Here is a 13,640-nt window from a genome sequence, read left to right on the forward strand (position 1 = left end):
CGCCACAGCACGGACGCCTCCGGCAGATCGTCCGATCTGCCGGAGGCGTCCCGCAGCGTCGGCTACTGGCAGTAGATCCCGCCGTCAGGGCTGAACGCCTTGAGCGTCTTGGACGTCGTGGGTCCGCTGATGACGACTCCCGTGTCGCGGTACGTCGTCGACCGGAGCTTGTACGAGTACGTCTTGCCGGTCGGGTACGCCGTCCAGTGCTCGCCCTTCTTCAGCTTCGGGCTGGTGCACGACACCTGGACCGAGACGGAGTTCGACGCGCTGACGTTGAGCTTGCCCGCGACCTCGGCCCGCGAGAAACCGAGATCGACCGCGATGCTGCGCGTGGCGGTCGTCGTCTTCGCGACGGAACACGTCGCGTTGTCACGCGCGACGACGCAGTAGGTCAGCTTCTGCGATCCGTGACCCGATTTGCTCGTCTTGTTGATCATCTCGTGCTTGGTGTACGTGCCGATGTCCGAATTCACGTGAGCAGGAACAGCCGAAGCAGCCTGCGTCCCCGCCAACACGAAACCCGCCGCCATCGCAGCCCCCACGACCGCTTTCAGTGCCTTGTTCATGATTCCCCTGTCTCGATGATCTCGATGCACGTCCAGCGAAGGTCCGAGCGGTGATCACGAAGCGGACGACGATCACCGTCGCTCGCCGTGCCGCCGTTCCGCGCAGGTACGTCGCGCGTCGATGCACGACGTCGTCCTGTGCATTTCGGAGCATGCGTGACGAATGCACGGGCACTCGGCACACTGCAGAATGTCGCCAGCATCCCGGAACAATGTCCCGGAGCGCGACCGACCCCGATTCTCGTTCCCCTCGAAGAATGTGCTCCGATGAAGTTAGCACTGCCGGAGCGGCGGAATGTCGAAGCTGAATCACGCTTCAGCCTCGACGCTCCCCGATCTCGTCGAGGCCGTTCCGCAGGTCCACGTTCGCCTTCGAGTCGGAAGACCGCAGCACCGGACCGGCACGAGCGGCGGCACGAGCGCGGCTAGCGGTACCGACGACCCCCTCCGCCGTCGCCGCCGTCACCGTCGGACCGCGCGCGCACGTCGGTGTCCTTGCCGGACGCCACCAGTGCCGCGACCCAGGCTGCGGCGAAGACGAGCAGGCTGGTGACGAAGAGCGGCCCACTGCCGGCCCAACCAGGGAGCCCCCACCACTGCGTGGCGTAGGACGCGGAGGACGACACGTCGCCGCTGCCGTCGAGGAACACCGGCGGCAGCCACGCGACGACCCACAGGAGCGGGACCGCCCACGCCGACGCCCGGGACACCGCGAGCACCTGCCGGTTCACCCGGTTCCGGGCCGAGATCAGCGCGGTGATCGCCACCGCGATGGCAGCCAGGCTCCCGAACAGCATCATGCCGAGGGCGTTCCACCCCGGGTCGCCGGCACCCGGGGCCCGCACCCACCAGATCGGGATCGCGACGACGGGCACCCACTGTGCCCAGTAGACGAACTTCTGCCAACCCTCCACGGCGATGCCCCTCCCTGCGTGGCGTGACGTCGGTCACGGCGTCGTGCCGGCGTCGTGCGCACTCCGGTGCCGACCGGTCGTACCCCCGGTGGGACTCGAACCCACAACTCGACGATTTTAAGTCGCATGCCTCTACCGATTGGGCCACGGGGGCGGGCCGGACCAGCCTACCGAGACGACGAGAGGCGGCCGCCCCAAGGGGACGACCGCCTCTCGGAGCGGGGGTGTGCTGCTACTTGGCGTCCGCCTTCACGGGCTCGGCCTCGTTGGAGACGTCCTTCGCGGGCTCGCCGTACGCGGGACCGGCGGCACCGGCGGGCTGGCCCTCCGGAGCGGCAGGAGCAGCGGCGGCCGGGGCAGCGGCGTCCGCAGCGGGCTTCGGTCGCGACGCGAACGCCTCGAACGCGGCACGCGGGGTCTCGCGGTCGTCGAGCGACACGGTGTCGCGGCCGAGGAAGAAGCCACCCACCCAGTCGCCGATGACGCGCCACTTGCGCTCCCACGACGGCATGGCCAGGCCGTGGTAGCCGCGGTGAGCACCCCAGGCCAGGAAACCCTTCATCGCGAACTTGCCGGACTGGAACACACCGGTGCCGAGTCCGAGGCCCGCGACGGCGCCGAGGTTCTCGTGCTTGTAGTCGGTCGTCGCCTCGCCGCGGATGGTCGCGACGAGGTTCTTCGCGAGCTGCTTGGCCTGGCGGACCGCGTGCTGGGCGTTCGGCACGCAGAAGCCGCCGACGCCGCCACCGGTCAGGTCCGGCACGGCCGCGACGTCACCGCAGGCCCACGCGTCGGCGATCACGCCGTTGTCGTCGACGACCCGGAGGTCGGGCTGCACGCGGATGCGGCCGCGCTGCTCGAGCGGGAAGTCGGTGCCCTTGACCATCGGGTTCGCCATGACGCCGGCGGTCCAGATGATGAGGTCGGACTCGATGGTCTCGATCGAGTCGTCCTTGGCCTTGAGCTGGCAGACGCCACCCTCGGCCGAGGCGAGCTGCGTGTCGAGGTGCACGACGGCACCGCGCGACGCGAGGTTCTCGAGCACCCAGTGCGACGTCTCGAGGGAGACCTCGGGCATGATGCGCCCCATGGCCTCGACCAGGTGGAAGTGCGTCTCGTCGAAGGACAGTTCGGGGTAGCTCTTCAGCAGGTCCGAGGCGAACGAGCGGAGCTCGGCGAAGACCTCGATGCCGGCGAAGCCGCCACCCACGACGACGACCGTCAGCAGGCGCTCCCGCTCGGGGCCGGCCGGCAGGTTCGCGGCCTTGTGGAAGTTGGTGAGGATCTTGTCGCGGATCGCCGCGGCTTCCTCGATGGTCTTGAGGCCGATGGCCTCGTCCGCGACGCCCGGGATCGGGAACGTACGCGACACGGCGCCGGCCGTCATGACGATCTGGTCGTAGGACTCTTCCCACGCAGCGCCCTCGGTCGGCGTGATGGTCGCCGTCTTCGTCGCGTGGTCGACCCCGGTGACCTTCGCGGTGACGACGCGCGTGTTCTTGAGGTGGCGGCGGTGCGAGACCACGGCGTGACGCGGCTCGATGGAACCGGCGGCGACCTCGGGCAGGAACGGCTGGTACGTCATGTACGGCAGCGGGTCCACCATCACGACCTCGGCTTCGCCCTGGCGAAGGTGCTTCTCGAGCTTCCATGCGGTGTAGAAGCCGGCGTAACCGCCGCCGACGACGAGGATCTTGGGCACGGGGAATGTTCTCCTTGGGTGGGGGTGCGGGAGTCGAGTCAGACTTCGCCGCCACCCGCCCCGACTCCAGCGTCTGCACCGTCATCATACGCCCGGCACTCACACCGGGCGGGCGACCAGTCCGCGCGCTCGAGCGCGAGGTCGCCGATGGGGTTGACGCCGGGACCGGCGGCGAGGGCGTGACCGACGAGGGCGTGCAGGCACTTCACGCGGGTGGGCATGCCACCGGCGCTGATGCCGACGATCTCGTCGACGTGCTCGATCGACTCACGATCGGCCAGGTAGGACTCGTGTGCTGCGCGGTACTGCGCAGCGACGTCGGGGTCCTCGAGCAGGGCTGCCAGCTCGGGCATCACCTGGTTGGCCTCGAGGGTGCTCACCGCGGCGGTCGCTGCCGGGTGGCAGAGGTAGTAGAACGTCGGGAACGGCGTGCCGTTCGACAGCCGGGGCTTCGTCGAGACGACGGTCGGGTTGCCGCAGACGCACCGCGCCGCGATCCCGATGACGTCACGCGCCGGTCGGCCGAGCTGCGCCGACACGACCCGGACGTCGCGGTCGGAGGGCGGGTCGAAGGGAGGGGTCGTCACGGGAACGTGAGCCTACCGGAGTCGCGCAGCCGCGCGCACCGTCCCGTCGGACGGCTACTTGCTCTCGCCGGTGCCGGACACGTCCGGCGCGACGAGGTCCGCCGCGGTCTCGTCGCTCAGCCCGGACTGCAGCACGGAGGACAGCATGGCCTGCACCCAGTCCACCTTCGGCGTCTGGACCTTCGCGCTCACCGGGGTCCCCGAGTCGGTCGTCGGGGTCGTCGCCGCGCTGCGGGACGAGCTGCGGCCCTCGGCACCCATGACGAGGTAGCTCTCCTCGCCGGGGTAGACGTAGAGCAACCGGTCGCGGGCCTGGGCCTCGATGTACGCGGGGTCGTCCCAGCGCGCGACGTCCTTCTTCTTCTGCGCCACGTCGGCCTTCTGGGCCGCCACGTCGTGCTGCTGCTGGGCGATCTGCTCCTGCTGCTGGATCAGCGTGCGCAGGGAGGGCGCGAGCACGACGACGAACAGCACGATGATCGCGAGCATCAGCAGGCTGAAGCCCGAGAAGTGGATCGAGCGGTACCACGGCTGCTCGGTGGTGCCGCCGTCGGGCATCGCCACGGGGACGCGGCGCACACGGGGTTTCTGGCTGGGCACCGTCCGACGATAACCCGCCGGCGGGGCTGCGCGTGGTCGGCACGCGGCCGTTCGGTGCCCTCTCAGCGTTGCCGACCCGGGAGGCACGGCCCGACCCCGGCACGCGACCCGCGCCCGCCCCGTGGCCGGGTCCACCAGGTCGGCGCGGTGCGCCGAGGTCGCCGCGGGCGGCCGAGGTCGCAGTACCGGTCGCTTCCGCCCGGGCGGAGCGGCCGTTCGTGCGACCTCGACGTCCGGCGCACGGCGGGTCGTGCGACCAGGCTGGCGAAGCCGTCGCGGGCAGGGCCCCCGAGACGACGAGACGCCGCCCTCCCGGAGGAGGACGGCGTCTCGTGGAAGGCGCTGCCTAGAGCGCGGCGGCCCGCGGGAAGGCCGAGCGACCGGCGTACACCGCGGCGTCGCCGAGCTCTTCCTCGATGCGGAGGAGCTGGTTGTACTTCGCGACGCGGTCCGAACGGGCCGGTGCGCCGGTCTTGATCTGACCACCGTCGACCGCGACCGCGATGTCCGCGATCGTGGTGTCCTCGGTCTCGCCGGAGCGGTGCGACAGGATCGAGGTCAGGCCGTGACGGTGCGCGAGCGAGACGGCGTCGAGCGTCTCGGTGAGCGTGCCGATCTGGTTGACCTTCACGAGGATCGAGTTCGCGGCGCGCTCGTCGATGCCGCGCTGCAGACGCTTCGGGTTCGTGACGAACAGGTCGTCGCCGACGATCTGGACCTTGTCGCCGAGCTCGGCGGTCAGGTGCGACCAGCCCTCCCAGTCGTCCTCGGCCAGCGGGTCCTCGATGGTCACGAGCGGGTAGTTCGCGACGAGCTCGGCGAAGTACGAGGTGAACTCCTGGCTCGAGAGCTGCTTGCCCTCGAACGAGTACTTGCCGTCGTGGAAGAACTCGGTGGAGGCGACGTCGAGGCCGACGGCGATGTCCTTGCCCGGGGTGTAGCCGGCCTTCTCGATCGCGGTCAGCAGGAAGTCGAGCGCCGCGCGGTTCGAGGCGAGCTCCGGCGCGAAGCCGCCCTCGTCGCCGAGGCCGGTCGCGAGGCCCTGCTTCTTCAGCTCGCCCTTGAGGGCGTGGTAGGTCTCGACGCCCCAACGGAGTGCCTCGGAGAAGGACTCGGCGCCGTAGGGCACGAGGAAGAACTCCTGGATGTCGACGTTGGTGTCCGCGTGGGCACCGCCGTTGACGACGTTCATGAGCGGCACGGGGAGCGTGTGCGCGTTCGGGCCGCCGAGGTAACGGAACAGCGGCAGGTCGGCCGAGTCCGCGGCGGCGCGGGCGACGGCCAGCGAGGCGCCGAGGATCGCGTTCGCGCCGAGGCGGGACTTGTTCTCGGTGCCGTCGAGCTCGATGAGCGCGGCGTCGACGAGGCGCTGGTCGGTGGCGTCGAAGCCCTCGAGCGCCGGGCCGATCTCGTCGAGGACGGCGTCGACGGCCTTGAGGACGCCCTTGCCGCCGTAGCGCGAGGCATCGCCGTCGCGCAGCTCGTACGCTTCGAACGCGCCGGTGGAGGCACCGGAGGGGACGAGCGCGCGGGACACGACGCCGTCGTCGAGGAGGACCTCGACCTCGACCGTCGGGTTGCCTCGGGAATCGAGGACTTCGCGTGCGCCTACGGCATCGATCAGGGCCACGGGGTACTCCCTACACATTGGTTGTGGTGATTGCGGAGTCGATCCTAGCGAGCCGCGGTGGACGCCAGGTCGGCTGTGACGGACGGTGTGGAGAACTCAGTCGAGCGGGCGGAACTCGACGCCCTGCAGCGAGTCGGTGTCGGCACCGACCGTCGCGAACGCCGAGAAGCCCTGCGCGGAGAGCCCGGCGAGCAGGTTCTTCATGTTCTTGGTACGCCGTTCGAGTCGGACGCGCCGGTGGGAGGCGAGGGCCTCGGTCTTCAGCGCGGCGAGCCGGACCGGGTCGACGTCCTTGTCGTGGACGAGCACGACCGCGTCGGACTCCGCCGACTCGGGCAGGGTGACGAGGTCGACGAGCCGCTCGAAGCCGAGCGAGAAGCCGACCGCCGGGACGTCCTGGCCGAGGAAGCGGCCGATCATGCCGTCGTACCGGCCGCCACCGCCCAGGCTGTAGCCGAAGTCGGGGTGTGCCACCTCGAAGATGGTCCCCGTGTAGTACCCCATGCCGCGCACGAGCGTCGGGTCGAACCGCAGGTCCACGCCGGGCAGCGCAGTACGCAGGCGCAGCAGGTCGGCGTAGGCGTCCGCGTCGAGCCAGGTCGCGCCCTCGACCGAGGACCAGTCGGCGGTCTCGAGCGCGCGGATGGTGTCCTCGAGCCCCGGCAGTTCCTGGCCCACGGTGCCGCGGAGCTCCGCAGCGACGCCGTCGGGACCGATCTTGTCGAGCTTGTCGATCGTGATGAGCGCGCGGTCGGCGGCCTGCGGCTCGCTGATGCCCCACGAGGCGAGCAGTGAGAGCAGGATGCGTCGGTCGTTGATCCGGATCGTCGTCCCGGTGACGCCGAGCGCGTCGAGGGCGGCCGTCGTCGCGCGGATGAGCTCGATCTCGGCGAGCTGCCCGGGTTCGCCGAGGACGTCGATGTCGCACTGCACGAACTGGCGGTAGCGACCCTTCTGCGGCCGCTCGGCGCGCCACACGGGGGCGATCTGTACCGAGCGGAACACGCTCGGCAGCTCGGCTCGGTGCGACGCGTAGAACCGTGCGAGCGGCACGGTGAGGTCGAAGCGCAGGCCCAGGTCGGCGAGGTCGAGGGGCGCTTCGGCGGCGCGGAGGTCCTCGACACCGAGGCCGCGCTTCATCACCGCGAACGCGAGCTTCTCGTTGTCGCCGCCGAGCCCAGAGTGCAGACGGTCGGCGTCCTCCACCACCGGCGTCTCGATCTCGTCGAAGCCGTGCCGCGCGTAGACGTCGCGCACCACGCCGAGCACGTGCTCACGCCGCGCCTTGTCGGCCGGGAGGAAGTCACGCATGCCACGAGGAGCCGTCACGGAGGTCGCCATGCGGCAATTCTGGCAGACGGGACCACAGCACTTGCGCCGCCTCCGAACCACTGGTATTCTGCATCCAGAACGTCGGTTCGGAGAGTGCCTGATCCACTCCCCGAACCGATCGCGAGGGCATCGTGCTGCAGTGTGCCCCGCGGTTCGAGCGGGTTTCCAAGGCAGCACCTCTCCCTGGGGGTGCGGCCACCCGCTCACGGGCGCCCTCCTTTTTTCGGGTTGGGAGGGCGCCCGTTCCTCGTCCCCACACCCGGGCGTGCCCCTTGCCCCGGCATCTCGGCACCAGGGACCCGTCGCCCCGGCAGCCCGGCGGCCCACTCGCCGACAACCTCGGTTCCCCGGCAGCCAGCAGCCCAGCGGCCCACCCGCCGAGACCTCGGCTCCCCGGCAGCCAGCAGCCAGCAGCCAGCAGCCCGGCGGCCCACCCGCCCGACACCTCGGCTCACCGGCAGCCAGCAGCCCCGGCGGCCCGACATCCCAGTCCACCCGGAACCCCGTCACCACCGCGCCCCTGCTCCGCGGCACCCGGCGCCCGGCGCCTCACTCCGACCGGCGGCCCGCCTCCTCGAGCGCCGTCACAGCCGCGCGCAGGCTGGCGACCGGGTCGATGCCGTCCCGCACCGCGGACGCGACCTGTCCGAGCACGGCACTCCCCCACGCGGTGTCGACCGCACCCGCGTCCGACGCGACCGGCGGGGTCGACGCGCCCCGGACCTTCCGGCCGACCGGCGCGACCGACGCGACCGACGGGGCCGACGGGGCCGACGCGGCCGACGCGACCGACGCGACCACGGCGTCGGCGTCACCGCGCTCGTCGAGCCGTTCGAGCAGCTTCACCGCCCGCTCGAGGGGCGGCATCGCCCGCGGCACGCCGTCGAAGGCGCTCCGCCGCGCGGACTTCTCGGTGGCCTTCGCCGCGCGCCAGACGCGGACGACCTCGTCCACGGTGTCCGCCGTCTCGTCGCCGAACACGTGCGGGTGTCGCCGGGTCATCTTGTCGCGGACGCCGGCGGCGACGTCCTCGAGGGTGAAGTCGCCGGCGCGGGCGGCGATGCCGGCGTGCAACACCACCTGGTACAGGAGGTCGCCGAGTTCCTCGCGGACGTCCTCGGGGTCGCCGTCGTCGATCGCGTCGACGAGTTCGTACGACTCCTCGACGGCGTAGCGGGCGAGTGACGCGTGGGTCTGCGCGCGGTTCCAGACGCAGCCTCCGTCCTCGGCGAGCAGGCGGTCGACGACGGTGACGAGGTCCGGTACGGCGGTCATGCCGCCATCGTCGCACTCGCGTAGGCTGGTCGCTGGTGTGTCGGGAAGTCTGGTCGACGGACACTCACCCGACCCCTCGAGACGGAGATCCATGTCGTCCCTCGTCCGCTCCCCTCGCTTCAGCGCCGTCGCGCTCCTCACCGCCGCCGTGCTCGGCCTGGTGGTCGCGAACTCGCCCGTCGGTCCCGGCCTCGAACAGCTGCTCGACGCGCACCTGCCGCTCGGCGCCGTCGGACTCGACCTGTCGGTCGCGCACTGGATCAGCGACGGGCTGCTCGCGGTGTTCTTCCTGCTCGTCGCCATCGAGCTGAAGCAGGAACTCGTCGACGGCGAGCTGTCGAACCCGAAGACCGCGATCGTGCCCGCCATCGCGGCGGTCGGTGGGGTGCTCGTGCCGGCGGGGGTGTTCCTGGCCGTCACCGCGGGGACGCCCTTCACGCACGGCTGGCCGATCCCCACGGCGACGGACATCGCGTTCGCGCTCGGGGTCCTGGCGATGTTCGGCCGGGGGCTGCCGTCCGGCATCCGGGTGTTCCTGCTCGCTCTGGCCGTGCTCGACGACCTCATCGCGATCGTCATCATCGCGGTCGTCTTCGCACACGACACCGACTTCCTGGCCCTCGCCGGCGCGGTCATCACCCTCGCGGTGTTCTGGCTGCTCGGTCGGGTGCTCCGCCCGGGCCGCACCGGTCAGACGGCGGTCATCGTGGCGATGGTGCTGGTCGGCCTCGTCACGTGGTGGCTCGTGTACCACTCCGGTGTGCACGCCACGATCGCCGGCGTCGCGCTCGGCCTCGTGCTCCCCCGCCGCCCCGGCCACACCCTGCACGAGAACGTCGAGCCGTGGTCGAACGCGGTCGTGCTGCCGGTGTTCGCGTTCGCCTCGGCCGCGGTCGTCATCCCAGCGGTCGGCATCGGCGAGCTCTCGCCGACGTTCTGGGCGGTCGTCCTCGCCCTGCCGGTCGGCAAGGTGGTCGGCATCACGCTGTTCGGCGCGGTGGCCACGCGGGTCTTCCGCTCGCCCGGCCGCTCATCGCTGTCGTTCTTCTCGATCATCACCGTCGGCGTGCTCGGCGGCATCGGCTTCACGGTGTCGCTGCTCATGAACGAGCTCGCCTTCGCCCGCGACCCGGAGGTGCTCGACGAGGGCGTCCTCGCCGTCCTCGTCGGCTCGGGCATCGCGATCGTCGCCTCGGCGGTCGTGGTCACGCTGCGGGCGCGGGCGTACCGCGGCCGTCGCGAGCTGTCCGAGGCCGAGGCGACCGAGTAGCCGGTCCGCGTCACGGCACGCATCGTTCGACGCGTGGTCCGTCGCGGACGGCGTGTGCGCTGTGGACGCGGCCACGGACGGACGGGAGGCACGGTGCCAGCTGGCACCGTGCCTCCCGTCCGTCGACCGCTCGCGTCTACGCGGCCGGCGCCTCCGCCGGAGTCGTCGCGCCGTAGACGGCGGTGAGGATGCTCTCCACCCACCGGATGAGGGCGTCGTCCGGCAGTGCCTGGTCGTGCGGGCGCGGCATCGGGATGCTCGTCGCGTTCTGCTGCGGGAACCAGCGCGCACCCGGGAACATGCGCTTGAGGCGCACCTGTGACGAGTCGGCGAGCTCCTTGCCGGCGACCCGCAGGTTCGAGCCCATCACGACGACGTCGGACAGGCCGACCTGCTGCGCCATCCGGCGGAGGCGGGAGACCTCGACCAGGGTCTGCACGGCCTGCGGCGGCTGCCCGTAACGGTCGGTGAGCTCGTCGAGCACCATGTCGATCGCGTCCGGCTGCGCCGTCGGGGCCGAGGCCGCCGAGAGCTTCTGGTACGCCTCGAGCCGGAGTCGCTCGGACTCGACGTAGTCCTCGGGGATGTGCGCGTCGACGGGGATCTCGAGCCGGAGCTCGGTCTGCCCCTCAGCGACGTCGCCGCGGAACTGCGACACCGCCTCGCCGATCATCCGCAGGTACAGGTCGAACCCGACGCCCGCGATGTGGCCGGACTGCTCCCCGCCGAGCAGGTTGCCGGCGCCGCGGATCTCGAGGTCCTTCATGGCGACCTGCATGCCCGCGCCGAGCTCGTTGTTCGCGGCGATGGTCTCGAGGCGGTCCTGCGCGGTCTCGGACAGCGGCTTCTCGGAGTCGTAGAGGAAGTACGCGTACCCGCGCTCCCGCCCACGGCCGACACGACCGCGCAGCTGGTGGAGCTGGGACAGGCCGTACTTGTCCGCCTTGTCGATGATGAGGGTGTTCGCGTTCGCGATGTCGAGGCCGGTCTCGATGATCGTCGTCGAGACGAGGACGTCGAAGCGGCGCTCCCAGAAGTCGACCATGACCTGCTCGAGGGTGCTCTCCGACATCTGCCCGTGCGCCACGGCGATGCGGGCGTCCGGCACGATCTCGGCCAGGTGCGCGGCGACCGACTGGATGTCCTTCACGCGGTTGTGCACGTAGAACACCTGGCCCTCGCGCAGCAGCTCGCGGCGGATCGCCGCCGCCACCTGCAGGTCGGACTGCGGGCCGACGAAGGTCAGGATCGGGTGGCGGTCCTCCGGCGGGGTGGCGAGCGTCGACATCTCGCGGATGCCCGTCACCGCCATCTCGAGCGAGCGCGGGATCGGGGTCGCCGACATCGCCAGGACGTCGACGTTCGTCTTGAACTTCTTGAGCTGGTCCTTGTGCTCGACACCGAACCGCTGTTCCTCGTCGATGATGACGAGTCCGACGTCCTTGAAGGTGATGCCCTGCGACAGGATCCGGTGGGTCGCGATGACGATGTCGACCGTGCCGTCGGCGAGCCCGGCGATGGTCTCCTTCGACTCCTTCTCGGTCTGGAACCGGCTGAGCGCGCGAAGGTGCACGGGGAACCCGGCGAAGCGCTCCTGGAACGTCTCCATGTGCTGGCGGACGAGCAGCGTCGTCGGGACGAGCATGACGACCTGCTTGCCGTCCTGCACCGCCTTGAACGCGGCACGGATCGCAACCTCGGTCTTGCCGTAGCCGACGTCGCCGGACAGCAGGCGGTCCATCGGGATCGGCCGCTCCATGTCGCGCTTGATCTCGTCGATCGTGGTGAGCTGGTCGGCGGTCTCGGCGAACGGGAACGCCTCCTCCAGCTCGCGCTGCCACGGGGTGTCCGGGCCGAACGCGTGTCCCTTCGACGCCATCCGCGCCGAGTACAGCTTCACCAGGTCGACGGCGATGTCGCGGACCGCCTTGCGCGCCTTCGACTTCGCGGCGGACCAGTCCGAGCCGCCCATCTTCGACAGGGTCGGGGACTCGCCGCCGACGTACCGCGACAGCTGGTCGAGCTGGTCGGTCGGAACGAAGAGCTTGTCGCCCGGGTAGTTGCGCTTCGACGGCGCGTACTCGAGCACGAGGTACTCGCGCTGCGTCTTCACGGCGTTGCGGCCGCCGCTCGAGACCTCGCGGCTGACGAGTTCGACGAACTTGCCGATGCCGTGCGTCGCGTGCACGACGACGTCGCCCGGCTTGAGCTGCAGCGGGTCGACGACGTTCTTGCGCCGACTCGCGAGCTTCTTGACGGTGCGGGCGCCCTGCTGGACGCTGCGGCCGTAGAACTCGGCCTCGCTGAGCACCACGATGCGCGGGTCCGGGACGGCGAACCCGTGCTCGACCGCGGCGGTCGTCACGACGGCGACCCCCGGCTCCGGCGGCGCCGTCACGGCCTCGGCACGCGCCGCGACCCCCGCGTCGGCGAGGACCTGCACGGCACGCTCGACCAGGCCCTGGCCCTGCGCGGTCACGACGACCGCCCACCCGTCGTCGGTCAGCGCCTTGACGTGCGCGATCGCACCGTCGGCGCTGCCGGCGAAGCTCGGCACGGACTCGGCCCGGACGCGGATGTACTCGCCGGCCTCGTCCGCGGCTTCGGCGTCGGTGAGGACCCGGTCGCGGTCGCCCTCGTCGAGCCCGGAGTCGAACGGCGACACGGTCCACCAGGTGCGCTGCCCGCGGGTGTTCTTGAGCTGCTGCACCGTCAGGAAGTTGCCCGCGTCGAGGTCGATCGGGGCCTGCGCACCGGCGACCGCGGCGGTCCACGCGGCCTGCAGGAACTCGGTGTTCGTCTCGGCCAGGCTGTTCGCGCGACCGTTCACCCGCTCGGGCGAGAACACCGCGATGGTGGCGTCCTCCGGCAGGTAGGAGGTCATCGGCACGAGGTCCTGCACGAGCGCGGGGGCGAGCGACTCCATGCCCTCGACCGGGATGCCCTCGGCGATCTTCGCGAGCATCTGCGACAGGTTCGGGAACTCGTGCAGCATCTCGCGGGCGCGCTGCTTGACGTCGTCGCTCAGCAGGAGCTCGCGGGACGCGGTCAGCTCGACCGAGCCGAGGTCGTCCTCGGTCGTGCGCTGGTCGGCCACGGAGAACGCCTTGATGGCCTCGATCTCGTCGCCGAAGAAGTCGACGCGCACCGGGTGGTCGGCCGTCGGCGGGAAGACGTCGAGGATGCCACCGCGGACCGCGAACTCACCGCGGCGGGTGACGAGGTCGACCCGCGCGTACGCCATGTCGACGAGCTGTGCCGCGATGGCGGCGAGGTCGTTGCCGCGCGAGTCCGTCCGGAGGACGACCGGGGCGAGCGAGGTCAGGTTGCCGGCGATCGGCTGGAGGGCCGCGCGGACGCTCGCCACGACGACGGTGGTGCGCCGGTCGGCCGCGCTCGCGTCGGACCACGCGGCGAGCTTCCGGAGCGTCGCGATGCGCGTCCCCACGGTCTGCGCGCTCGGGCTGAGGCGCTCGTGCGGCAGGGTCTCCCACGCCGGGAACTCGAGGACGTCGGCGTCGGGCACGTAGGCGGCGAGGGCGTCGCGGACCGCCTCGGCCTCGCGCCCCGTGGCGGTGATCACGAGGACGCACTGCGGGCCGGTGCGCTCGGCGATGAGGGCGCCGAGCAGGGGGACGCGCAACCCGTCGACGACCGAGAAGTCGGCGTCACGAGGCGCGGCGCGGAGCACGCGATCGAACGCGGAAGCGCGCGAGAGCGCAGGGATGATGCCCGAGATCGTCACTCAGGACATGGTACCG

10 protein-coding genes and 1 tRNA gene are annotated in these 13,640 nt (G+C 71.0%); 1 reads left to right on the forward strand and 10 read right to left on the reverse strand.

Annotated elements, in window-relative coordinates:
* Window positions 1-62: 62 nt before the first annotated feature.
* The 9 genes from BIU94_RS00905 to BIU94_RS00945 form a co-directional block, all read right to left on the reverse strand.
* Window positions 63-476, reverse strand: a complete 414-nt coding sequence (locus BIU94_RS00905; protein ID WP_071253258.1) for a hypothetical protein — start codon at window positions 474-476, stop codon at window positions 63-65.
* A 518-nt stretch (window positions 477-994) separates the two neighbouring features.
* A complete protein-coding gene (locus tag BIU94_RS00910; RefSeq protein ID WP_071253260.1) occupies window positions 995-1,483 on the reverse strand; it encodes a hypothetical protein in 489 nt (162 codons plus the stop codon).
* An 80-nt stretch (window positions 1,484-1,563) separates the two neighbouring features.
* Window positions 1,564-1,637: transfer RNA gene (locus tag BIU94_RS00915), tRNA-Leu, on the reverse strand.
* Between the two features lie 78 nt (window positions 1,638-1,715).
* Window positions 1,716-3,185 carry an NAD(P)/FAD-dependent oxidoreductase gene (locus BIU94_RS00920; protein WP_071253262.1) on the reverse strand — a complete coding sequence of 490 codons (1,470 nt, stop codon included), beginning with the start codon at window positions 3,183-3,185 and terminating at the stop codon, window positions 1,716-1,718.
* A gap of 38 nt (window positions 3,186-3,223) precedes the next feature.
* Window positions 3,224-3,772, reverse strand: a complete 549-nt coding sequence (locus BIU94_RS00925) for a DUF501 domain-containing protein (protein ID WP_071253264.1) — start codon at window positions 3,770-3,772, stop codon at window positions 3,224-3,226.
* A 54-nt stretch (window positions 3,773-3,826) separates the two neighbouring features.
* The gene (locus BIU94_RS00930) at window positions 3,827-4,372 is read right to left on the reverse strand and encodes a septum formation initiator family protein (protein ID WP_071253265.1); all 546 of its coding nucleotides are present in this window, start codon (window positions 4,370-4,372) and stop codon (window positions 3,827-3,829) included.
* 346 nt (window positions 4,373-4,718) lie between these two features.
* Complete coding sequence (eno, locus tag BIU94_RS00935; RefSeq protein ID WP_071253267.1) at window positions 4,719-6,002, reverse strand: phosphopyruvate hydratase; 1,284 nt, start codon at window positions 6,000-6,002, stop codon at window positions 4,719-4,721.
* A gap of 96 nt (window positions 6,003-6,098) precedes the next feature.
* Entirely contained in the window at window positions 6,099-7,343 is a 1,245-nt protein-coding gene (gene hisS, locus BIU94_RS00940; RefSeq protein WP_071253269.1) for a histidine--tRNA ligase, read from the reverse strand.
* A 540-nt stretch (window positions 7,344-7,883) separates the two neighbouring features.
* On the reverse strand, window positions 7,884-8,609 hold the full coding sequence (locus tag BIU94_RS00945; protein ID WP_071253271.1) for a MazG family protein: 726 nt from the start codon (window positions 8,607-8,609) through the stop codon (window positions 7,884-7,886).
* A gap of 91 nt (window positions 8,610-8,700) precedes the next feature.
* Here BIU94_RS00945 and nhaA point away from each other — a divergent pair, with 91 nt between their 5' ends.
* Entirely contained in the window at window positions 8,701-9,879 is a 1,179-nt protein-coding gene (gene nhaA, locus BIU94_RS00950) for a Na+/H+ antiporter NhaA (RefSeq protein WP_071253273.1), read from the forward strand.
* A gap of 136 nt (window positions 9,880-10,015) precedes the next feature.
* Here nhaA and mfd read toward each other — a convergent pair whose 3' ends face one another.
* Window positions 10,016-13,624 carry a transcription-repair coupling factor gene (mfd, locus tag BIU94_RS00955; RefSeq protein ID WP_071253275.1) on the reverse strand — a complete coding sequence of 1,203 codons (3,609 nt, stop codon included), beginning with the start codon at window positions 13,622-13,624 and terminating at the stop codon, window positions 10,016-10,018.
* Window positions 13,625-13,640 lie beyond the last annotated feature (16 nt).

Origin of the sequence: Curtobacterium sp. MMLR14_006 (genome assembly GCF_001864985.1) — a bacterium.
GTDB lineage: Bacteria > Actinomycetota > Actinomycetes > Actinomycetales > Microbacteriaceae > Curtobacterium.

What these genes read in the sequence shown, in the direction of transcription:
- hisS (WP_071253269.1), bottom strand. Translation starts at nt 7,343, where the DNA reads ATGGCGACCTCCGTGACGGCTCCTCGTGGCATGCGTGACTTCCTCCCG.
- nhaA (WP_071253273.1), top strand. Translation starts at nt 8,701, where the DNA reads ATGTCGTCCCTCGTCCGCTCCCCTCGCTTCAGCGCCGTCGCGCTCCTC.
- BIU94_RS00945 (WP_071253271.1), bottom strand. Translation starts at nt 8,609, where the DNA reads ATGACCGCCGTACCGGACCTCGTCACCGTCGTCGACCGCCTGCTCGCC.